20 protein-coding genes are annotated in these 20894 nt (G+C 69.3%); 13 read left to right on the top strand and 7 right to left on the bottom strand.

Annotated features, from left to right (window positions below; genetic code table 11):
* The first annotated feature begins 267 nt into the window (after positions 1 to 267).
* Positions 268 to 1326 (top strand): coiled-coil domain-containing protein, encoded by a 1059-nt coding sequence (locus I5731_RS04600; protein WP_197310197.1) that lies wholly within the window; start codon positions 268 to 270, stop codon positions 1324 to 1326.
* Positions 1327 to 1543: 217 nt separating this feature from the next.
* Here I5731_RS04600 and I5731_RS04605 read toward each other — a convergent pair whose 3' ends face one another.
* Together I5731_RS04605 and I5731_RS04610 are read right to left on the bottom strand one after the other, a co-directional pair.
* Positions 1544 to 2086: a DUF3833 family protein gene (locus tag I5731_RS04605; RefSeq protein WP_197310198.1), complete on the bottom strand. Its 543-nt coding sequence runs from the start codon at positions 2084 to 2086 to the stop codon at positions 1544 to 1546.
* Between the two features lie 1117 nt (positions 2087 to 3203).
* Positions 3204 to 5288 carry a S9 family peptidase gene (locus I5731_RS04610; protein ID WP_197310199.1) on the bottom strand — a complete coding sequence of 695 codons (2085 nt, stop codon included), beginning with the start codon at positions 5286 to 5288 and terminating at the stop codon, positions 3204 to 3206.
* Positions 5289 to 5522: 234 nt separating this feature from the next.
* Here I5731_RS04610 and I5731_RS04615 point away from each other — a divergent pair, with 234 nt between their 5' ends.
* A complete protein-coding gene (locus I5731_RS04615) occupies positions 5523 to 5936 on the top strand; it encodes a DUF3830 family protein (protein ID WP_197310200.1) in 414 nt (137 codons plus the stop codon).
* 10 nt (positions 5937 to 5946) lie between these two features.
* Here I5731_RS04615 and msrB read toward each other — a convergent pair whose 3' ends face one another.
* Positions 5947 to 6354 carry a peptide-methionine (R)-S-oxide reductase MsrB gene (gene msrB / locus I5731_RS04620; protein WP_197310201.1) on the bottom strand — a complete coding sequence of 136 codons (408 nt, stop codon included), beginning with the start codon at positions 6352 to 6354 and terminating at the stop codon, positions 5947 to 5949.
* A gap of 147 nt (positions 6355 to 6501) precedes the next feature.
* On the bottom strand, positions 6502 to 6771 hold the full coding sequence (locus I5731_RS04625) for a PepSY domain-containing protein (RefSeq protein ID WP_197310202.1): 270 nt from the start codon (positions 6769 to 6771) through the stop codon (positions 6502 to 6504).
* Between the two features lie 123 nt (positions 6772 to 6894).
* Here I5731_RS04625 and I5731_RS04630 point away from each other — a divergent pair, with 123 nt between their 5' ends.
* The 9 genes from I5731_RS04630 (at position 6895) to I5731_RS04670 (ending at position 14722) form a co-directional block, all read left to right on the top strand.
* Entirely contained in the window at positions 6895 to 7650 is a 756-nt protein-coding gene (locus I5731_RS04630; protein WP_197310203.1) for a GNAT family N-acetyltransferase, read from the top strand.
* A 163-nt stretch (positions 7651 to 7813) separates the two neighbouring features.
* The gene (locus I5731_RS04635) at positions 7814 to 10198 is read left to right on the top strand and encodes a putative monovalent cation/H+ antiporter subunit A (RefSeq protein ID WP_197310204.1); all 2385 of its coding nucleotides are present in this window, start codon (positions 7814 to 7816) and stop codon (positions 10196 to 10198) included.
* The gene (locus tag I5731_RS04640; protein WP_197310205.1) at positions 10195 to 10614 is read left to right on the top strand and encodes a Na+/H+ antiporter subunit B; all 420 of its coding nucleotides are present in this window, start codon (positions 10195 to 10197) and stop codon (positions 10612 to 10614) included. Before I5731_RS04635 ends, I5731_RS04640 begins: the two co-directional genes overlap by 4 nt.
* A 4-nt stretch (positions 10615 to 10618) precedes the next feature.
* Entirely contained in the window at positions 10619 to 10996 is a 378-nt protein-coding gene (locus I5731_RS04645; RefSeq protein ID WP_197310206.1) for a Na+/H+ antiporter subunit C, read from the top strand.
* A gap of 5 nt (positions 10997 to 11001) precedes the next feature.
* Positions 11002 to 12606 carry a Na+/H+ antiporter subunit D gene (locus I5731_RS04650; RefSeq protein ID WP_197310207.1) on the top strand — a complete coding sequence of 535 codons (1605 nt, stop codon included), beginning with the start codon at positions 11002 to 11004 and terminating at the stop codon, positions 12604 to 12606.
* A gap of 37 nt (positions 12607 to 12643) precedes the next feature.
* Positions 12644 to 13120, top strand: a complete 477-nt coding sequence (locus I5731_RS04655; RefSeq protein WP_197310208.1) for a Na+/H+ antiporter subunit E — start codon at positions 12644 to 12646, stop codon at positions 13118 to 13120.
* Positions 13117 to 13491 (top strand): cation:proton antiporter, encoded by a 375-nt coding sequence (locus I5731_RS04660; protein WP_197310209.1) that lies wholly within the window; start codon positions 13117 to 13119, stop codon positions 13489 to 13491. The genes I5731_RS04655 and I5731_RS04660 overlap by 4 nt, the downstream gene beginning before the upstream one ends.
* Positions 13491 to 13868, top strand: a complete 378-nt coding sequence (gene mnhG, locus I5731_RS04665; protein ID WP_197310210.1) for a monovalent cation/H(+) antiporter subunit G — start codon at positions 13491 to 13493, stop codon at positions 13866 to 13868. Before I5731_RS04660 ends, mnhG begins: the two co-directional genes overlap by 1 nt.
* A 434-nt stretch (positions 13869 to 14302) precedes the next feature.
* Positions 14303 to 14722, top strand: coding sequence for a MucR family transcriptional regulator (locus tag I5731_RS04670; protein WP_197310211.1), 420 nt, complete (start codon positions 14303 to 14305; stop codon positions 14720 to 14722).
* Between the two features lie 754 nt (positions 14723 to 15476).
* Here the strand turns inward: I5731_RS04670 and I5731_RS04675 are convergent.
* Positions 15477 to 16469: an L-threonylcarbamoyladenylate synthase gene (locus tag I5731_RS04675; protein ID WP_328838160.1), complete on the bottom strand. Its 993-nt coding sequence runs from the start codon at positions 16467 to 16469 to the stop codon at positions 15477 to 15479.
* A gap of 148 nt (positions 16470 to 16617) precedes the next feature.
* Here I5731_RS04675 and I5731_RS04680 point away from each other — a divergent pair, with 148 nt between their 5' ends.
* Positions 16618 to 18381 carry an acyl-CoA dehydrogenase gene (locus I5731_RS04680; RefSeq protein ID WP_197310213.1) on the top strand — a complete coding sequence of 588 codons (1764 nt, stop codon included), beginning with the start codon at positions 16618 to 16620 and terminating at the stop codon, positions 18379 to 18381.
* Positions 18382 to 18403: 22 nt separating this feature from the next.
* Here the strand turns inward: I5731_RS04680 and I5731_RS04685 are convergent, their stop codons facing one another.
* Positions 18404 to 19375, bottom strand: coding sequence for a DnaJ C-terminal domain-containing protein (locus tag I5731_RS04685; protein ID WP_197310214.1), 972 nt, complete (start codon positions 19373 to 19375; stop codon positions 18404 to 18406).
* A gap of 275 nt (positions 19376 to 19650) precedes the next feature.
* Between I5731_RS04685 and pdxH the strand changes: the two genes are divergently transcribed.
* Positions 19651 to 20280, top strand: a complete 630-nt coding sequence (pdxH, locus tag I5731_RS04690; protein ID WP_197310215.1) for a pyridoxamine 5'-phosphate oxidase — start codon at positions 19651 to 19653, stop codon at positions 20278 to 20280.
* Between the two features lie 169 nt (positions 20281 to 20449).
* On the opposite strand, the gene I5731_RS04695 is transcribed toward pdxH, so the two are convergent.
* Complete coding sequence (locus I5731_RS04695) at positions 20450 to 20641, bottom strand: hypothetical protein (RefSeq protein ID WP_197310216.1); 192 nt, start codon at positions 20639 to 20641, stop codon at positions 20450 to 20452.
* Between the last annotated feature and the right edge of the window lie 253 nt (positions 20642 to 20894).

A 20894-nucleotide genomic window follows, 5' to 3' on the forward strand; every position in this document is an offset into this window, starting at 1 on the left:
CAACGCCGTCGCCGCCGCCCGGGCGTACCCCTGTCATGTCGGGACGCCGCCGGCGCGGCGCAAGACCGGTCGGAACGGCGCGGGAGCGGGCCCTTTGCGCTGGCCGAGCCCCGGATATCGCCACGCTTTGCCATCAACCGAACCGACCTTCGCCCAACGCCGATCTCGTCGGACGTCTGCTCATCGGCTAGTCTTGCTCGATGTGGCGTCGGCGGCCGGGGCGTGCGGCCGGCTCGACCAGTCTCAGCGCGATCAGGGAGGGGACCCATGGCACGGACCGCAGGTGGCACGGTATCGATCAGGCCGCGGACCCTTCTCGTGACGGCGGGCGCGCTGGCGCTGTTCGGTCTCGCCGGCTGGGCGATCACCTTCGCCACCTGGAGCGAGAACAACGACCTGCAGCGCGAAGTGGCGCTGCTGCGCCAGGCCGTCGGCACCGAGGCCGGGGTGAAGGCCCGTCTCGCCGACCTCGAACGCCGGTCGAGCCGGGCGACGAGCGCGGTCGTCTCGCGCGAGGCGGCGGTGGCAGTGCGCGAGCGCCAGCTCGCCGCCGCGATCACACGGCTCGACGCGTCCGAAAGCGACGCGGCGGCGGCGCGGGCCGAGGAAGCGCGCGCGAAGACGGCAGCGAGCGACCTCGCCGCGGGGAATACGGCGGCGGCCACCGCGCTGGTGCGCAACCACAACCGGCTGGTGCCGATGATCGCCGCGATCGGGGCGCGCGAACGGCAGCTCGCGGACCTCGGCGCCGACGTCGAGGCCGCGTCCGCCTCGCTCGCCGCGGCGGCAAGGTGGGAGACGGAGCGCGAGGAGCTGGACGCTGCCTCCGCGCAGATCGAGCGCGACCTCGTCCGCGCCCGCAGCCGGCTGGTTTCGCTCTCCGCCGCTGCGGAGGCCCGGCAGCGGCAGGTCAATGTCGCGGCCGCCGCGCAGGCAAAAGCCGAGACCGCCGACCGGGAGGCCACCCTGTCGGTCCGGCGAGCGGTGCGCACGCTCGACGCCGCGGAACAGCGCCTCGCGCTCGCCGAGGCCGAGACGGCGCTGCGCGAGCGCGATCTCGTGCGCTCCAACAACCGGCTGGTGCCGCTGCTCGCGGCGGTCTCGTCGCGCCAGGCGGAGGTCACCACGCTCGCCGCAACCGTCGGCGAACTCGAGCAGCGCCGCCGCGAGACGGCCGCTGCCGCGGCGGACGCCGAGAGCCGGTACGAGACCGCCTCCGGCGCACTGGCCACGATCCGCGGCGAACTCGCCGGCCTGCGCGAGCTGATCGCGAAGAGCGCCGCGCTGGTCGAGCCGGCGGCGGAGGGGGCGGCGGTCGGTCAGTAAGGCAGGACGGCTCGCCGACGCCCGGGCTTTTCCCTCGTCCTTCGAGACAGGCGCTGCGCGCCTTCCTCAGGATGAGGGAAAAGGGCAAGAATTTGAGTGAATTGACGAAATTACCGGAGGCCTCATCCTGAGGAAGGCGCGCAGCGCCTGTCTCGAAGGACGAGGCCGGGCACGCCGACCCTCCGGCTCACTATCGGCAGCGGGTCAGTGTGCCGCGCTATTTCCGGAACGTGACCTCGACCGTGCCGATCGGCAGGCCGAACCAGCGCACGCGGGCGGTGTTCAGCACGGTGCGTGGACCGGTCAGGCGCAGTTCGTCGTCGAAGCGCAACTGTCGTTCGGTGCCGTCCGGCCCGGCCACGGTGGCGACGTAGCCCATGCTGACGATGCCGCTCTCGTCGACCCTCACCGGCACGATGGTCGCGACATGGGTGCGCTTGCCGTCGTAGCCGCCGCGGGCGAGCTTCTCGAAGCGCCAGGCCTCGTCGACGACCTGGCCGTCCTCGTAGACGATGTGCTCTTTCAGGATCAGCGTGCGGCCGTCGAAGCTGCCGTCGGCGATGACGCGGAAGCGGCGCTCGACGCCGGCGATCGGCGCGCGGAACACGCCGTCGCCGACCGTGCGGCCGGCGAAGAACTCTTCCATCACCAGGGGGCCGTGCGGCGGCGGCACATCGGTGGCGCCCGCCGGACCGGCGAGGCCGATGAGGGTCATGAGGCCGGCGAGGGCACGGCGCGCGGGGCTTCTGGCGAAGATCATGGTGCAGCTCCGGCTGGCGCGTCGGCGGACGGTCGCCGCTGTCGTCAGTCCGGATACGCGGCGCGACCGGCCGCGGATCGGCCGCTCACGATCTTGTGGGCGGTCAAAACACCCGTCACGACCCGACATTGGTCGCCCGGCGCCAGGTCGTGGCGGTGCTGGAAATCTGCACATCAAGTTTTTCGCGCCATCGACGCCGGAGGCGTACAGGATGCCGTCCAGGCACATATGCGCCACATATACGCACGTGGGGCGTTGTGAGAATGATGCCCAAGGTAGAGCGTTCACGCCTTATCAACTTAACGGGTTGGCTTACCCTGTTTCACGAGGGTGCCCGCGCGGCCGAAGCCGAATTAGCTTCGGCTCCGACAACGTTGGCGTCGGAAACGAGGGGCCGTCGCCGAAACAGAATTGTGAATTCTGTTTCAGAGTCCGCTTGCGACTCATCTCTGTCGTTTAGGGCACAAGGCGGTCTGAAGCGGACCTTGCACGTCGCCGTTGTCTTGGAGCAAATCTGTCGCGGGTTTTGGGAATCTCTCGAAAGCATGGAGCCGGAATCGACCGGGGCCGACTAAAGTGCGCGCACTGAAAATAGCACGATGAACCGGGGAATTGAGCCATCTATCTGACAGGAAATGCGCGGAGGACTTTGTGTAATGGCCGTAGTTTGGCAATACATTCGCGAGCATTTTTGGGCGGCTGTTGTGACTACGGTGATCTTGGCAGGCCTCCTTTACCAGCCAATTATTCAGTCATCTCCTGTTGTTGAAAGAATTCACATCAGCGGCGTGATCGTCGCGATTACACATTCTGGAGAAGGGTACTTAGCGCGTGGAAGGCAGCCAAGTTACGGCTACCAAATTTCGCCTATCGAGGGTAAGGAAACAATAGCACTTAGGTCGTCAATCCTTCATCGCGTAGGTGATGCGGTGAACGTAGAGCGTGTCGTTCGTCGCAACGGAAACATTAGCTATCTGCTCGTCGCTCCTGACCAGCCCTAACCCGCTCCTGTAGAGATCGGCACGCCACCCATCGCGGACATTCAAATCTGAAACAGAATCATAGTGACCTGTTTCAGTCTCCGCCCCCATCGTACTCCGCGGCTCGGGCGGATTCCTCAGCCCGCCTTCCCCATCACCTTCAGCGCGAAGGCAAAGCGCAGGGCGCTCTCTTTGAGCGCGTCGAACCGGCCCGCAGCCCCGCCGTGGCCGGAATCCATGTCGATCTGCATCAGCACCGGGCTGTCGCCGGTGGAGAGTTCGCGCAGCCGCGCCACCCATTTCGCCGGCTCCCAGTAGGTGACGCGGGGGTCGGTGAGACCGGCGATGGCGAGGATCGGCGGGTAGGCCTGCGCCGAGACGTTCTCGTAGGGCGAGTAGGCGAGGATCGTCGCGAAATCCTCGGCGCTCTCGATCGGGTTGCCCCACTCGGGCCATTCCGGCGGCGTCAGCGGCAGGGTGTCGTCGAGCATCGTGTTGAGCACGTCGACGAAGGGCACGATCGCGATCACGCCGCCGAAGAGGTCCGGCGCCATGTTGGCGACCGCGCCCATCAGCATGCCGCCCGCCGAGCCGCCCATCGCGACGATGCGGCCGCGGCTGGTGAAGCCCTCGCGGACGAGGTGCTCGCCGGCGGCGACGAAGTCCTCGAAGGTCTTCGTCTTGCCGGCCTTGCGTGCCGTCCGGTACCAGTGGTCGCCCTTGTCGTTGCCGCCGCGGATGTGGGCGATGGCATAGACGAAGCCGCGGTTCACCAGCGAGAACACGCCGGTCGAGAACGAGGCCGGCATCGCGATGCCATAGGCGCCGTAGCCGTAGAGCACCAGCGGCGCCGAGCCGTCGAGCGGCGTATCCTTGTGGTAGAGCAGCGAGACGGGGACGAGTTCGCCGTCGGCGCTCGGCGCCTGCACGCGGCGGGTGACGTAGTCGGCCGGATCGTGCCCCGACGGCACCTCCTGCTGCTTGCGCAGCGTGCGCTCGCGCGTCGCCATGTCGTAGTCGTAGACGCGCGCCGGCGTCGTCATCGACGAATAGGTGAAGCGCAGCATCGTGGTGTCGAACTCGTAGGAGCCGGCGAGGCCGAGCGAATAGGCCTCCTCGTCGAAGGCGATCGCGTGTTCCTCGCCCGTCGAGAGCTGCCGGATCACGATCCGCGGCAGCCCGTTCTCGCGCTCGAGCCTGACGAGGCGGTCGGCGTAGACGGTGGCGGCGATGATCAGCCGGCCGGGGACGTGCGGCACCACGTCGACCCAGTTGTCGCGGCCGGGATCGGCGAGCGGCGCCGAGACGATCTTGAAGTCCGGCGCGTCGGCGTTGGTGGTGATCAGCAGCATGTCGCCGCCGTCGTCCTCGACGCTGTATTCGACGCCGGTCGCACGCGCCTCGACGAGATGCGGCGGCGTCTCCGGCGCGTCGGCCGGGATCAGGCGCACTTCCGAGGTCTCGTGGTCGTGCGCGTCGATGACGATGAAGCGGCCGGACTGCGTCTTGCCGACGCCGATGAAGAAGGCCGGATCGCTCTCCTGGTAGACGAGCACGTCGTCCTCGGCGGGGGTGCCCACGACGTGCCGGAAGATCTTCTCGGCGCGGTGGTTCTCGTTGAGCACGGCGTAGAAGAAGCTCTTGCCGTCGGCGGCGAAGGCGACGCCGCCGGTGGTCGAGGCGATCTCGTCGGCGAGATCGGTGCCGGTGTCGAGGTCGCGCAGCTTGACGGTGTAGTACTCCGAGCCCTTGTCGTCGGCCGACCAGGCCAGCAAGCGGTGGTCGGGGCTGTGCTCGGCGCCGCCGAGCTTGAAATAGGCCTTGCCCTTGGCGAGGGCGTCCGCGTCTAGGAGCAGCGTCTCCGGGCCGCCGTCGCGCGGCGTGCGCACGATCTTCGGATGCTGGCCGCCCTCCTCGTAGCGCATCGCATAGGCATAGGCCCCGTCGGGGGAGGGGACGGACGAATCGTCCTCCTTGATCCGCGCCCGCATCTCCTTGACGAGCGCCGTCTGCAAATCCTCGGTTCCGGCCATTTCGGCCTTGGTGTAGGCGTTCTCCGCCTCGAGGTGGGCGCGGATGTCGGGCTCGAGCAGGCTCGTGTCGCGGAACACCTCCTGCCAGCGCGCCGATCGCAGCCAGCCGTAGTCGTCGACGATCTCGGTGCCGTGGATGGTGCGGGCGACGGGGCGCTTCTCGGTGCGGGGCGGCAGGGGCTTGGTCATGGTTTTGTCGAACGGCCTCGGTTGGCGGACGGTGGGGCAGGGTTCGGGACAAGGTCAGACGGGAACGGCCGCCCGTGGAAGGCTTGGCAAAGGCGGCGCCGCGACGCAAGGCCGCCGGCGTGGCTGCGGCAGCGCGCGCGGATCGCGTAGAGTGGTTCGACGATTCGCGCGCGCCGGCCGGCCATCGGCCATTTTCAAGGGCGGCGAGCGGACCTGCTGACGGAGAAGGACACGATGACGAAGCTGAAGATCACCGCCGGACCCTACACCTTCGACGCGAAGCTCGAGACCGAGAAGGCGCCCGCGACCTGCGCATCCTTCCTGTCGCGGCTGCCGTTCGAAAGCCAGGTGGTGCACGTGCGCTGGAGCGGCGAGGGCGTCTGGATGCCGCTCGGCGACATGAACTTCGACGTCGGCTACGAGAACCACACCAGCTACCCGGCCCCGGGCCAGATCATCCTCTATCCGGGCGGCATCAGCGAGACGGAGATCCTGCTCGCCTACGGCGGCGTGCACTTCGCCTGCAAGATGGGCCAGCTCGCCGGCAACCACTTCATCACCATCACCTCCGACCTCGACAAGGTGACCGAGCTCGGCAAGATGACGCTGTGGAAGGGCGCCCAGCCGATCCGCTTCGAACTCGCCTGAAGCGAGGGCTTCAATCGCGACGGTCGAGCGTCATCGCGGTGCCGTTCATGCAGTAGCGCAGGCCGGTCGGCGCGGGGCCGTCCGGAAAGACGTGGCCGAGATGCGCATCGCACTTCGCACAGCGCACCTCGGTCCGGCGCATGAAGAACGAGCGGTCGCTGTGTTCCTCGACCGCCTCGGGGGCGAGCGGGGCGTAGAAGCTCGGCCAGCCGGTGCCGGAGTCGAACTTCGTTTCCGATTCGAACAGCGGGTTGCCGCAGCAGACGCAAGAATAGGTCCCGGCCGCCTTCGTGTCCCAGTTCGGGCCCGTGAAAGCACGCTCGGTGCCGTGCTTGCGGGTGACGCGGTACTGCTCGGGGGTCAGCATCTCGCGCCATTCGGCATCCGTCCGGACGATCTTTTCGGCGACGTCGGCCATTGCGGCTTCTCCTTCTGCGATCCGTTTCGGCGGCGGGCGTGGCGGGAGCGGAGCCCGGCCGCCGTGCTGGGGCGCATGTAAGGCGCCGGCCGGGCTCCGGCAACCGTGGGCCTGGTCGCAGGGCGACGGCGGTCGCGCCGGACGCGGTCAGTCGCGCTCGCGCTTGACCACCGCGAGGTTGCTGTCGAGTTCGAGATCGTACTTCATGCCATCGGTATGGATGGCGTCGTCGATCTCCCACAGGCCGTCGTCGTCGAGTTCGATCTTCTCCCAGCTGGTGAAGCCTTCGGCGATCAGCACCTCCTGGATCGCGGCCCGTTCCTCAAGCGTCGGCGGGCGGTCGGCGAGGGCGGCGGTCGCACCGGCGAGGCTGAACAGGGCGGCTACGGCGAGGGTCCGGAACTTGGTCGAAGGCATTGGATCTGGGCTCCTTTCGAGCTGGGCAAAGCAGGTCGGCAGCGGTCGGCTGCGCCTGGTCAACGCACGACGTCCGGGGTTCATTCCCCGCCGCGTGCCCAAAAACTTCGTGATGGAGGTTTGATGTCCGCAGTCGCCGAACCGCTTCTCAACGCATTCGGCCAGCCGGTCGGCCGCCCGCTCGGCGACTGGTCCGGGGCCGCGCGGCCGCCGCGCACGCCGGCCGATGGGCGGCTCGTGCGGCTCGAGCCGCTCGATCCGGACCGGCACGGCGACGACCTGTTCGCCGCCTTCGGCGCCGATGCCGAGGGGCGCAACTGGACCTATCTCGGCTATGGCCCGTTCGCCGACCGCGCCGCCTTCGGCGCCTGGATGGACGCGACCTGCCGCGGCGACGACCCGCTGTTCCACGCCGTCATCGACCGCGTCACGGGCCGCGCCGTCGGCGTCGCGAGCTATCTGCGCATCGACCCCGCGGGCGGGGTGATCGAGGTCGGCCACATCCATCTCTCGCCGGCATTGCAGCGGACCGCGCAGTCGACCGAGGCGATGTTCCTCCTGATGGCCCGTGCGTTCGACGACCTCGGTTATCGTCGCTACGAGTGGAAGTGTGATCGTCTCAATGCGCCGTCGATGCGTGCCGCCGAGCGGCTCGGCTTCGTCTTCGAAGGCATTTTCCGCCAGGCCACCCATTACAAGGGCCGCAATCGCGATACGGCATGGTTTTCCGTGGTCGACGGCGACTGGCCGGTGGTCAAGGCGGCCTTCCTCGACTTTCTCAGCCCCTCGAATTTCGATGGATCCGGCCGGCAGATCCGGTCACTCGCGTCGATCCGCGCCGGCCGCGCCGCGGAGCGCGATACGCAGTCCACCGTATGACCCACGAAATCGTCAGGCGCCGCCGGTTCGACTTTCCTTGCCCGCGGCATGACTTGGCGTTAGTTCTCGGAGCATCCGACGATTCGAGCGGGATTCGGTCGGCCGGCGTCCTGATCACAGGCCGGTCACGTGTCGACCACCGCGACCTCCACAAGGCGGAGATATGACGAGCGAGACGCACGACTGGATCTTTCTGGCCGCCGCCGCGCCGTTCCTCGCCGCCCTTGTCGCCCCCGTGCTGCACCGTCTGCTCGGCGCGCGGGCCGGATGGGTGCTCGCCCTCGTTCCCTTCGCGATCTTTCTGCAGTTCGCCAGCCTCGTGCCGCTGGTCGCGGCCGGTGGCACCGCGACGGCGGCGGCCGACTGGCTGCCGGCCTACGGCGTCCGGCTCTCCTATTTCATCGACGGCCTGTCGCTGGTCTTCGCGCTGCTGATCTCGGGCATCGGCACGCTGATCGTCGTCTACGCCGGCGGCTACCTCGCCGGCCATCCGCAGCTCGGGCGCTTCTTCTCGTTCATCCTGATGTTCATGGGCGCGATGCTCGGCCTCGTCATCGCCGACAACCTGATCGCCCTGTTCATCTACTGGGAACTGACGTCGATCACCTCGTTCCTGCTGATCGGCTTCGACCATTCCCGCGCCGCCTCGCGCCGCGCCGCGCTGCAGGCGCTGCTCGTCACCGGCGGCGGCGGCCTCGCCCTGATGGCCGGCGTGTTGCTGATCGCCTCGGTCACCGGCACCAAGGAAATGTCCGAAGTGCTGGCGAGCGGCGACGTGCTGCGCAATTCGCTGCTCTACGTGCCGATCCTGCTGCTGGTGCTCGGCGGCGCCTTCACCAAGTCGGCGCAGTTCCCGTTCCACTTCTGGCTGCCCAATGCCATGGAGGCGCCGACCCCCGTGTCGGCCTATCTCCACAGCGCGACCATGGTGAAGGCCGGCGTCTATCTCCTGATGCGCCTGCAGCCGGTGCTCGGCGACACCGTGCTCTGGATGACGATCCTGCCGCTGTTCGGCGCGGTGACGCTGCTGGTCGGCACGCTGCTCGCCGTGCGCCAGACCGACCTCAAGCTGATGCTCGCCTATACGACGGTCGCCTCGCTCGGCCTGCTCGTGCTGCTGACCGGCACCAGCAGCGAGAAGGCGATCGAAGGCGCGGTGCTCTATCTCTTCGCCCATTCGCTGTTCAAGGGTGCCCTGTTCATGGTCGCCGGCATCATCGACCACGAGGCCGGCACGCGTGACGTGACCAAGCTCGGCGGCCTGCGCAAACTGATGCCGATCACCTTCGCCGCCGCCCTGGTCGGCGCAATCTCGATGGCCGGCCTGCCGGTGATGATCGGCTTCGTCGCGAAGGAAGTGCTCTACGAGGGCCTGCTCGGCTCGAGCATCTGGCTGCTCGCCGCCGCCGTCGCCGGCAATGCGCTGATGCTGGTGATCGGCTTCGCCGTGGCGCTGAAGCCGTTCCTCGGTCCCGAGGTGCATACGCCCAAGCACGCCCACGAAGGGCCTCCGGCGCTCTGGCTCGGGCCGGTGGTGCTCGGCCTCGTCGGCCTCGCCTCGGCGCTCGCCGTCGGCACCACGGGCAGCCTGCTGCTCGGCCCGATGGCCGCCGCCGTCTTCGGCGGCCCGGTCGAGAGCGACCTGCATCTTATCCCGACCTACATCTCGGCGCCGCTGCTGCTGTCGATCCTCACGGTCATCCTCGGCGTCGGCGCCTTCCTCGCGCTCGACCGCCTGCGCGATCTCGTCGCCCGGGCGCTGAAGGTCATCGGCTGGGGCCCGGATCGCGGCTTCGACCAGGTCGTCTCGGTCATCGTGCGATTCTCGGCCGTGCTGACCCGCTCGATCCAGGGCGGCCGGCTCGAGGTCTACATGACGGTGACGCTGGCACTCGTCGCGCTCACCTTGCTGCTGCCGATGGGCCTCACCGGCACCTGGCCCGCGATGCCGGCGATGCCCGAGCCGACCTTCTACGAGGCGGGCGTCATCCTGATCGCGCTGCTCGGCCTCGCGGCGGTGGTTGCCGCGCGCACGCGCCTCACCGCCATCGTCTCGCTCGGCATCCAGGGCTTTGCCGTGGCGCTGATCTTCATGCTGTTCGGCGCGCCGGACCTGTCGTTCACGCAGTTCATGGTCGAGACGCTGTCGGTGGTGATCCTGACGCTGGCGATGACCCGGCTCAATCTCGCCGAGCGCGACCACCGCCCGAGCAGCCAGCGCCTGCTCGATGGCACCATCGCGATCACCTGCGGCGCCGGCTTCGGCCTGATTCTGCTCGCCGTGACGCAGCAGGCCTTCGACCGCCGCCTGACCGACTTCTTCGACGCCTACAGCCGCACCATCGCGCACGGCCGCAACGTCGTGAACGTCATCATCGTCGATTTCCGCGGCCTCGACACGCTGGGTGAGATCGCCGTGGTGATGATCACCGGCCTCGCGATCCTCGCCGTCGTGCGCCTCAGCGGCCGCCGGCGCGTGCCGGTGGTGCCCGAGCCGGAGCAGGTCGTGGCGTCGCGCCACAGCCGGGGAGCGGAGACCGTCCGATGAGAACGCTGATCTTCCGCACCGTCGCGCCCTACATCGCCAGCCTGATGCTGCTGTTCTCGATCTTCGTGCTGCTGCGCGGCCACAACGATCCGGGCGGCGGTTTCATCGGCGGGCTGATCGGCGCGTCGGGCCTTGCGATCTACGGACTCGCCTGCGGCGTCGCCACCGTGCGCCGGGCGATCCGGGTGCATCCGATGTCGATCGCCGGCATCGGCCTGATCCTCGCCGCCCTTGCGGGCATCCTGTCGCTGCCGGCCGGCGTGCCGTTCATGACGGGGCTCTGGGTCTACCCGACCATTCTCGGCTCCGAGGCGGCGCTGTCGACGCCGATGCTGTTCGACATCGGGGTCTACTGCGTCGTGATGGGCGCGATCACCTCGATCGCGCTCTGCCTCGAAGAATACGACGGGGACTGATCGCATGGAGACCGCTCTCGCCGGCCTCGTCGCCGCCTTCTTCGCCACCAGCATCTACCTGCTGCTGTCGCGCCACCTGATCCGCGTGCTGATCGGCGTCGCCATCCTCGGCAACGCCGTCAACCTGCTGCTGTTCACCAGCGGCCGGCTGACGCGTGAAGTGCCCGCCTTCATCGGCCTCGACGAGATGGTGCCGGCGCCCGGCGTCGCCAACGCGCTGCCGCAGGCGCTGATCCTGACGGCGATCGTGATCTCGTTCTCCTTCTTCGCCTTCCTGCTCGTGCTCGGCTACCGCGCCTACCAGGAGCTCGGCACCGACGACACCAACGGCATGCGCATCGCCGAACCGCGCAGCGAGCCGCCGCCTCCGATGGGATACTGACAGCGATGGCGACCCCCGATCATGCCGCGACCGCCGTCGACCTGACCGCCGCCCTCGTCGCCGCCCCGATACCGGCGGCCGACTGGCTGGTGATCCTGCCCGTGCTGATTCCGATGGTGGCCGGCGCCATCGGCCTCGTGACGCGCTGGCGCTCGGGTCTGCAGTGGCATCTCGCGCTCGGCGCCCTGTCGCTGACCCTCGTCGTCGACGTGATGCTGCTCATCCGCGTCGCGACGGAAGGCCCGATCGTGATGGCGATGGGGCGCTGGCTGCCGCCCTTCGGCATCTCCTTCACCGCCGACGCCCTCGGCGCGACCTTCGCCGTCACCGCCGCCGTGGTCGCACTCGTCGCCACCTTCTACGCCCGCGACAGCTTCAACGTCTCCGAGCGGCGCTACGGCATCTTCCCGTTCCTGCTGCTGCTGATGGCCGGCGTCTCGGGGGCCTTCCTCACCGGCGACCTCTTCAACCTCTACGTCTGGTTCGAGGTGCTGCTGATCTCGTCCTTCGGCATGCTGGTGATGGGCTCGGAAAAGGCGCAGATCGACGGGACGATCAAATATGCCTTCCTGAACCTCGTCGCGACGACGCTGTTCCTGATCGCGATCGGCCTGCTCTACGGCGTGCTCGGCACGCTCAACATGGCCGACATCGTCGGCGCGGCGCAGCGCGCGCCGTCGTCGGCGCCGCTGATCGCCATCGCCTGCCTGTTCTTCTTCGCCTTCGCGATGAAGGCCGGCGCCTTCCCGGTCAACGCCTGGCTGCCGGCCTCCTACCACACGCCGCGCATCGTGGTGTCGGCGCTGTTCGCCGGCCTGCTGACCAAGGTCGGCGTCTACGCCCTGCTGCGCGTGCTGGTCATGCTGCTGCCGCGCCAGGCCGACGCCTTCAGCGGCCTCGTCGCCGTCATCGCGGCGCTGACCATGGTGCTCGGCGCGCTCGGCGCGCTGGCGCAGTCGGACTTCCGCCGCATGCTCGGCTACCTGATCATCTCCGGCATCGGCTCGATGCTGGTCGGCGTGGCGCTCGCCACCGAGGCGGCACTCACCGGCGCGATCGTCTATGCCGTGCACTCGATGCTGACGATGACGGCGCTCTACCTCATCGCCGGTGTCATGGCGGCGCGCGTCGACGGCAGCTTCGACCTCCGCCGCCTCGGCGGCCTCTACGGCGCCTCGCCGCTGCTCGCCGGGCTGTTCCTCGTGCTCGGGCTCTCGGTCGCCGGCCTGCCGCCGTTCTCGGGCTTCTGGCCGAAGCTGGTCCTCGTCGATGCCTCGCTCGCCGCCGGCTCGCGCATGCTCGCCTTCGCGATCCTCGCCACCGGCTTCCTGACCACGCTCGCCGTCGGCCGGGTCTGGCTCTACGCCTTCTGGCGTGGCGGCCCGGAAGGCACCGCCGACGGCACGCGCACCGTGCTCGGCCCCGCCGGCGACACGGCCGCCGCCGACCGCCGCGGCACGGCGCTGCTGCTGCCCGTGCTGGTGCTCGCCGCCGCCATCGTCGGCCTCGGGCTCTGGCCGGCGCCGCTCTACGATTTTGCCGGCGTGGCCGCACGCGGCCTGATCGATCCCACCGCCTATATCGGCGCGGTCTTCGGGGGCCTGCAATGATGCCGAGCGCGCCCATCCTGATCCGCGGGAGCCAACCATGAACGGCCTGCGCCTCGCCAACCTCGTCTTCATGCTGCTCTGGGCGACGATCACCGAGAGCTTCTCGCCGGCCAACCTCGTGCTCGGCTTCCTGCTCTCCGTGCTCGTGCTCTACGTGGTGCGCGAACCGGTCGGCCAGATCGGCTATCTCCGCCGCACCCGCCTGATCTTCGGGCTGATCGGCATGTTCCTGCGCGAGCTGATGCTGTCGGCGATCAAGGTCGCCAAGGTGCTGATGCGTCGCGACATGCGGCTCAATCCCGGCTTCTTCGCCTATCCGCTCACCGTCGACCGCGACTTCGAGATCACGCTGCTGGCGAACCTCATCACCCTGACGCCGGGCACCATGAGCGTCGACGTCTCCGACGACCGCAAGACCATCTTCATCCACGCCATCGACGTTCCCGACGTCGATGCGGCGATCGCGGATATCCGCAACAGCTTCGAGGCGAAGATCCTGGAGACGTTCCGATGATTGCGGCCGGCTTTCTCGACTTCTGCCTCGCCGTCACGCTGGGACTGCTCGTCCTCGCCTTCCTGATGGTCGTGCTGCGCATCCTGCTCGGCCCGACGCTGCCGGACCGGATCGCCGCGCTCGACATGCTGGTCGCGATCGGTATCGGCTTCATCGCCACCATCGGCATCAAGTCGGGCTTCTATCTCTACATCGACATCGCGATCGCCCTCGGCCTCGTCGGCTTCCTCGCCACCGTCGCCTTCGCGCGTTTCGTGCTGACCCGCGGCAAGGCGGGTGATGCGGCGCCCGGCGAAAAGGTGGCGAAACCCCGGCAGGCGGAGGTGCGCGGCGCACCGGCGACGCGCCGACCCGGCGGAAAGGCACGTTGATGGAACTCCTGCAGAACATCCTGGTTGGGTTGCTGCTGCTGGCGGGCGGCGGATTCGCCTTCTTCGGGGCGGTCGGCGTGCTGCGCTTTCCCGATGTCTACACGCGCATGCATGCGGCGAGTAAGTCCGGCACGGTCGGCTCCGGCCTGCTGCTGCTCGCCGTCGCGGTCTATGCCGGCGACCTCGGCGTCGCGATCCGTTGCCTCGCGGCGATCGTGTTCCTGCTGCTGACGGCCCCCGTCGCGGCGCATCTCCTGTCGCGGGCGGCCTATCTCGCCGGCTACAAGCCGGACCCCTCGACCCGGCTCGACGCCTATGGCCCCGCCCTGCGCCGCCAGCGGCGCAGCGCCGCCGCGGCCGAGAACGAGCCCGGCTGACAGATCGCCCGGGCAGTGGTTCGTTCGGCTGCGCGTCTGGTGAAATGCGGCCATGCTTGTTGCGCATGGCGGTTTCGACTCGCCGTGGTCGCCGGCCCGAGGGCGATCCGGCGCGATTGCAGCCGGAACTGCCAAATTCCGCGGCTTTCCGCAGCCCGACTATCCGCCTATTCGCTGGATCGACGCGCCAAATCCTCCAATTGTGGCCGAACAGCTTTCGATCGGGTGGAAATTCGGTCGAAACAACAGAAAACCATGCCTCGAGGTCTTGTCTTCTCAAGCAGAAAGCGCTACTTCGAAGCAACGCCAAATAAGCGCAGGTCCACGCCTGATGCGCGAATGTCGAGGCGGCGGCACCTCAGAGTGCTTTTCTGCCCGGTCATGGTTTCCAGAACCGGCGGGCAGGTTTACCAACAGCAAGGATCAAGCGCGAGATGACCGATATGAGCGATAACGGAGCCGTGATCGATTTGGCCGCCGAGATTGTTGCCGCCTATGTGAGCAACAATACGGTTCCTGCGTCGGAACTCCCGTCGCTGATTTTCGAAGTCGTGGGAGCGCTGAACCGCGTCCACGGCGGCCCGGTCGAATCCGAGCCGGAGCCCGTCAAGCCGGCGGTTCCGCTGAAGAAGTCGGTCACGCCGGACTACATCATCTGTCTCGAGGACGGCAAGAAGTTCAAGTCGCTGAAGCGTCACCTGCGCACGCACTACAACCTCTCGCCGGAAGAGTACCGCGAGAAGTGGGGCCTGCCGGCCGACTACCCGATGGTCGCCCCGAACTACGCCGCGGCGCGCTCCGAGCTCGCCAAGAAGATGGGCCTCGGCCAGCAGCGCCGCCGCACCACCCGCTGAGCGACCGGCGCCGGGGAGATCCCGGGGCGAGGTTGGCTGAACGGACCTGAATTTGCGAAAGCCGCGGACATCGTCCGCGGCTTTCGTCGTTGGGGGGGGCGGAACAGACTGGCGGCGGAGCGCCCGGCGGCGCGGTGGGCGATGCATCGACCCTTGTCTGGGCCGTCATCCCCGCGAAAGCGGGGATCCAACGCGCCGTGCATGCGAGCTCTCGGTTGAGAACCGTCCTATCCAGGGGCACCCGTCCCGCGGATAGTTGGATCCCCGCTTTCGCGGGGATGACGGCGGAGAGGATTGTGGCCCCACCCCTCCCGACCCGGCCTTCGGCCGGGCCACCCCTGCTTCGGAGCCGCGGGTTTCCTCCGCCTGCCCTGCAGCCCCACGAGGGGGAGGGATTTTTCCAGCCGCATCGTCGCAAGCAAGCCGCCACCCCTCCACCCCCGCTGTCGCTCCTCGCCCCGCCTTGGCGCCGCAGTGCGGCACAGACGGACGTTGATGGCTTCGCCGAGCCGTAGAGGGGGCACATCCCTCCCCCTTGTGGGGAGGGTGGCTCGCGGAGCGAGCCGGGAGGGGTACGGCCTCTCCGCGAGTTTCGAACGGTAGTGTTTGGTGAACCGCTGCACCCCTCCCGACCCGGCCTCCGGCCGGGCCACCCCTGCTTCGGAGCCGCGGGTCTCCTCCGCCTGCGCCGCAGCCCCACAAGGGGGAGGGATGTTTCCAACTGCATCGTCGCAAGCTAGCGGCCACCCCGCCATCACCCCCCGCCCTCCCTCGGCGCCGCGGCGCGGCGGAGGCGGTCGTTGATGGCTTCGCCGAGGCCGTGCGCGGGGATCGGCGCGACGGCGATGGTGGCGGCGCCGGCGGCATCCAGCCGGCGCAGGGCGGCGAAGAGGTTGGCGGCGGCCTCGGTGAGGTCGAAGGTGGCGCTGAGTGTTTCGGCGGGGCCCGTGACCCCGGCGGGCAGCGGGCCGAAACCGAGGAAGGCTTCGCTCGGCCGGGGCGCCGCAGCATCGAGGCGGACCCGGGCGGCGGGGGCGTAGTGCGAGGACAGCAGCCCGGGCGCGACGGGGGCGACGTCGTCGGTCACCGGCGTATCATCGAGGGGCGCGCCGAGCACCGCCTCCAGCGCCGCCCGGTCGATGCCGCCGTGCCGTAGCAGGCGAGCGACGGGGCCGGTGAGGTCGAGGATGGTCGATTCGAGGCCGACGGCGGTCGGCCCGCCGTCGAGGATCATCGCGATGCGGCCGTCGAGATCGGCGGCGACATGGGCGGCCGTGGTCGGGCTGACGTGGCCGGAGCGGTTGGCGCTCGGGGCTGCGAGCGGCCGGCCGGAAGCCTGCAGCAGGGCGCGGGCGACTTCATGGTCGGGCACCCGGAGCGCCACGCTGCCGAGGCCGGCGGTGACGAGGTCGGAGAGGCCGGCGTCGTTCCGCTTCGGCAGCACCAGCGTCAGCGCGCCGGGCCAGAAGGCGGCGGCGAGCCGCGCGGCGCGCGGGTCGAACACGGCGAAGCGTGCCGCGGCCTCCGCCGACGGCAGGTGCACGATCAGCGGGTTGAACGACGGGCGCCCCTTGGCCGCATAGATACCGGCGACGGCGCGCCCGTTGGTCGCATCGCCGCCGAGGCCGTAGACGGTTTCGGTCGGAAAGGCGACGAGGTCTCCGGCGGCGAGATGGGCCGCCGCCACCGCGATCGCGGCATCGTCGGCGGCGGCGAGGATCGTTCGGGGGGTTGCGGCCGTGGTCACGATCCGGTCTGGTCTCCTCGCCGTCCGGGTGTCGTCGCGCCGGGCGGCCTGTCGGCGTTGTTTGACGCCGTGGGCGAGGCCGGTCAAGCCATCGGCCGACGGGACGGCGCGCCGCCCGGCGGGCGACCAGCAGGTGGAGTGGAAAGAGATGCAGTTCAGGGCCCCGGTCGAATCGATCGCCGACATGCTCAACCGGGTCGCCGGGCTCGACCGCGCGCTGGAGCGGGGCCATTTTCCCGATCTCTCCGCGGACGTCGTCAGCGCCATTCTCGCCGAAGCCGGGCGCTTCGCCACCGAGCGCCTCGCGCCGCTGAACCAGCCCGGCGACCGCGCCGGCGCGCGGCTGGACAACGGCACCGTCACGACGGCGCCGGGCTTTGCCGCCGCCTATGCCGACTGGACGGCCGGCGGCTGGAACGGTCTCGCCGCGCCGACCGAGCATGGCGGCCAGGGGCTGCCGCTGATGCTCAACATGGCGGTCTACGACATGTGGAACGCCGCCTGTCCGGCGTTTGCGATCTGCCCGGTGCTGACGGGCGGCGCGATCGAGGCGCTGGAGCGGCATGCCTCTCCGGAACTCAAGGCGCGCTACCTGCTGCCGCTCGTTGAGGGACGCTGGACCGGCACCATGAACCTCACCGAGCCGCAGGCGGGCTCGGATCTCGGCGCCTTGCGCACCCGCGCCGAGCGCCGCGACGACGGCAGCTACCGGCTGTTCGGCCAGAAGATCTACATCACCTATGGTGACCACGACATGGCCGAGAACATCGTCCATCTCGTGCTGGCGCGGCTGCCCGATGCCCCGGCCGGCACGCGCGGCATCTCGCTATTCCTCGCGCCGAAGTTCCTCCCCGATGAGGCGGGGCGGCCGACCGTGCGCAACGACATCGCGGTCGCCGGCCTCGAGCACAAGCTCGGCATCCACGCCTCGCCGACCTGCACCATGGTGTTCGGCGATGCGGGGGGCGCTACCGCCTGGCTGGTTGGCGCGGAGAACCGCGGTCTCGCCGCGATGTTCACGATGATGAACAACGCCCGCCTCGCCGTGGCGATCCAGGGGGTCGGCGTCGCCGAGCGCGCCACCCAGCGCGCCGCCGCCTACGCCGCGGAGCGCCGCCAGGGCCGCGCCCCGGACGCTGCGCCCGGCGCCGGGATGAGCCCGATCGCCGAGCATCCGGATGTGAAGCGCATGCTGCTCACCATGCGCGGGCTGACCGACGCCAGCCGGGCGATTGCCTATGCGCTCGCCTTCGCCATCGACATGGAGCGGGCGGCGCCCGAGGCCGAGCGGCCGGGCTGGGCGGTGCGGGCGGCGCTGTTGACGCCGGTCGCCAAGGCGTTCGCCACCGACGCCGGCTTCGAGGTCGCCTCGATCGGCGTGCAGGTGCACGGCGGCATGGGCTACATCGAGGAGACCGGCGCGGCGCAGCACCTGCGCGACGCGCGCATCTTCCAGATTTACGAAGGCACCAACGGCATCCAGGCGATCGACCTCGTCACCCGCAAGCTGACGCTCGCCGAAGGCGCCGCCTTCCGCGACTATGTCGCCGAGCTGCGCGGCATCGTCGCCGACTGCCGCGGCCACGACGCCGAACTCGACGGCATCGCCGATCTCGCCTCCACCGCCATCGGCGACCTGACCTTTGCGGCGAGCTGGCTGACGCGGGCGCTGGCCGAAGAGCGCACCGCCGAGGCGCTGACCGGGGCGAGCGACTTCCTCGCCCTGTTCGGCACCGTCGCGGGCGCGATCTACCTGCTGCAATCGGCGGCGGGCGGCAGCGAGACCCGCCGCGTCGTCGCCCGCGTCTTCGCCGCGACACGGCTGCCGCACGCCGCGGCGTTGCGCCTCGCGGTGACGCACGGCGCGCGGACGATCGCCGATGCGGACGCCGTGCTGGCGGCGGCGGGGTGAGGGTAGGGCGCCCGGCCGCGCCTCAGCTTTCCTTAAACTCCGGCCCGCGCGGGTCGTAGGGCTTCATCTCGCGCCAGCGCGTCATCAGCTGCTCGAGGCCGCCGTCGGCGCCGTCGGGCAGCACGATGCGCGGGGTGACGAGCAGGTCGCCGCGCCCGCCTGCCCGGGTCGGCAGCCCGCGGCCGCGCAGGCGCATGGCGCGGGCGCCGGTGGTGCCGGCGGGAATCGCGAGATCGACCCAGCCTTCCAGCGTCGGCACCCGGATGCGCGCCCCCAGCACCGCCTCGTCGAGGCTGAGCGGCAGGTCGAGGCGCAGGTTGCTGCCATCGGGGCGGAACAGCGGGTGCGGCTCGTGCACCAGCACGGCGATGGCGTCGCCGGGCGGCGTGCCGGGGTTGCCCTGGCCCTTGAGGCGCATCGGCTGGCCCGGCTCGAAGCCGGCGGGCAGGGTGACGTTGAGCACCTTGCCGGAGGGAAGCTCGACCCGCGCCTTGCCCGAGCCGACGATGTCGGCGAGCGGCACCTTCACCGTCACGGTGACGTCGGTGCCCTTGCCGGCGCCGGCCGCCGCGGACGGCTGTTCGCGGCCGCCGTCGAAGTCGAAACCGCCGCCGCCGCGCCGCGCCTTGCCGCCGCGGGCAAAGCCCGCGAAGGCGTCGCCGAACACGTCGTTGAGGATGTCGTCGGCCGAGCGGCCGCCGAAGTCACCGGCGCCGGCCGTGCGGCGTCGGCCCCCGCCACCGCCCATGCCGTCGAAGCCGGTGAAGCGCGGCTTGCCCTCGGCGTCGATTTCGCCGGCGTCGAATTTCTTGCGCTTGTCGGCGTCGCCGACGATCTCGTAGGCGGAGTTCACCTCGGCGAAGCGCTCGGCGGCCTTCGGGTCGCTGGTGTTCTGGTCGGGGTGGTGCACCTTGGCGAGCTTGCGATAGGCCTTCTTGATGTCGGCCTCGCTGGCGCCGCGCGCCACGCCCAGGACGTCGTAGGGATCGCGCATGGAACTTCAAAACCTCGGACTTGCGGAAGGTCGCAGGGGACTGCGATGCCCGGCCGGAGCATACCCCGCCCGGCCGCACCGCGCTGCGCATGTAGGCGGACCTAGGAAAAAAATCCAGAGCGCATGGCGGCCGTTTCGGATCCGCGGCCGCACGGCGCTCGGGGAGTCGCGTCGAGGATACTCCGGATAGCGGTGGAGTTTCCAGCGCCGCGGCGCGGCCCTATATCAGGCGCGCGGCCGGCCGTTCCGGCCGGCAAAGTGATTCGGGGACAATCATGGCCGAGGACGCCGGGACCGGAGCGGTCGCCGCAGACTTCACCGCCGAGCAGGAGCCGTTCGATCTCTTCGCCCGCTGGCTGGCGGAGGCGACCGAGACCGAGATCAACGATCCGAACGGCATGGCGCTCGCCACCGTCGACGCGGACGGCCTGCCCAACCTGCGCATGGTGCTGCTCAAGGGCTTCGATGGCGCCGGCTTCGTGTTCTACACCAACCTCGGCAGCGCCAAGGGGCGGGAACTGATCGCGTCGCGGAAAGCCGCGCTGCTGTTCCACTGGAAATCGCGCCGGCGCCAGGTGCGCGTGCGCGGCCTCGTCGAGGACGTGACGCCGGAAGAGGCCGACGCCTACTATGACACCCGGCCGCGCGGCAGCCGCATCGGCGCTTGGGCCTCGAAGCAGTCGCGGCCGCTGGAAAGCCGGTTCGCGCTGGAAAAGGCGGTGGCGGAGTTCACCGCGCGCCACGCCATCGGCCGCATCCCGCGTCCGGAGTGGTGGTCGGGCTTTCGTGTGCTGCCGCTCGCCATCGAGTTCTGGCAGGACGGCGCCTTCCGCCTGCACGACCGCGTGCTGTTCACGCGGCCGGCCCCCGACGGCGACTGGACACGGGCGCGGCTCTATCCCTGAGCGGGGCCGATCTTCGGAACGACCGGCCCGGGCGAGGCACGGAAGAGGCCCGGGACGGCTGAAGCTCTCGAGCCGGCGCTGCCGGCTCCAGACGGGTCTTTCGGTGTTCTGCGGCGGAATGTGCCGCACCGGACCCGTTCGCAATCAAATGACGCCTGCGCGACCGGCCTCAGCCGTCGTCGCGATCCTCGAACTTCAGCATCTGCCGGTCGATCTTCGCAGGCTTGCGGCCCTTGAACAGCGATACGGCGTTGACGGCCGAGATACCGATGCTCCGGTACTTGCCGGTCAGATCGAGCTTCGACTGCTGTTGCTGCTGCTGCTGGGGACGATCCTTTTCGTCCGCCGGAGGCATATGCATGACACACATCCAAATCAACGCGGCGCCGATCGTGGGGACTTCGCCAAGACCTTGGCGGCGCAGGACAAGTTTACCGCGATCACGCGTTCGAGAGAAGAAACTCGAACCGCTCGCAATGTCATTCCCATCCCGAGAATGAGACTTTATTTTGTCTCAAGCAGTGAGCCGGCGCAATGCATGCAAAATGCCGCAGCGGCGATGGTAGAATGAATGGACTAGGCCGCAGCGCGGAAATATTGGTGCGGTGCGGCAG

The sequence above is a fragment of the Methylobrevis albus genome (assembly GCF_015904235.1).
Lineage (GTDB): Bacteria > Pseudomonadota > Alphaproteobacteria > Rhizobiales > Pleomorphomonadaceae > Methylobrevis_A > Methylobrevis_A albus.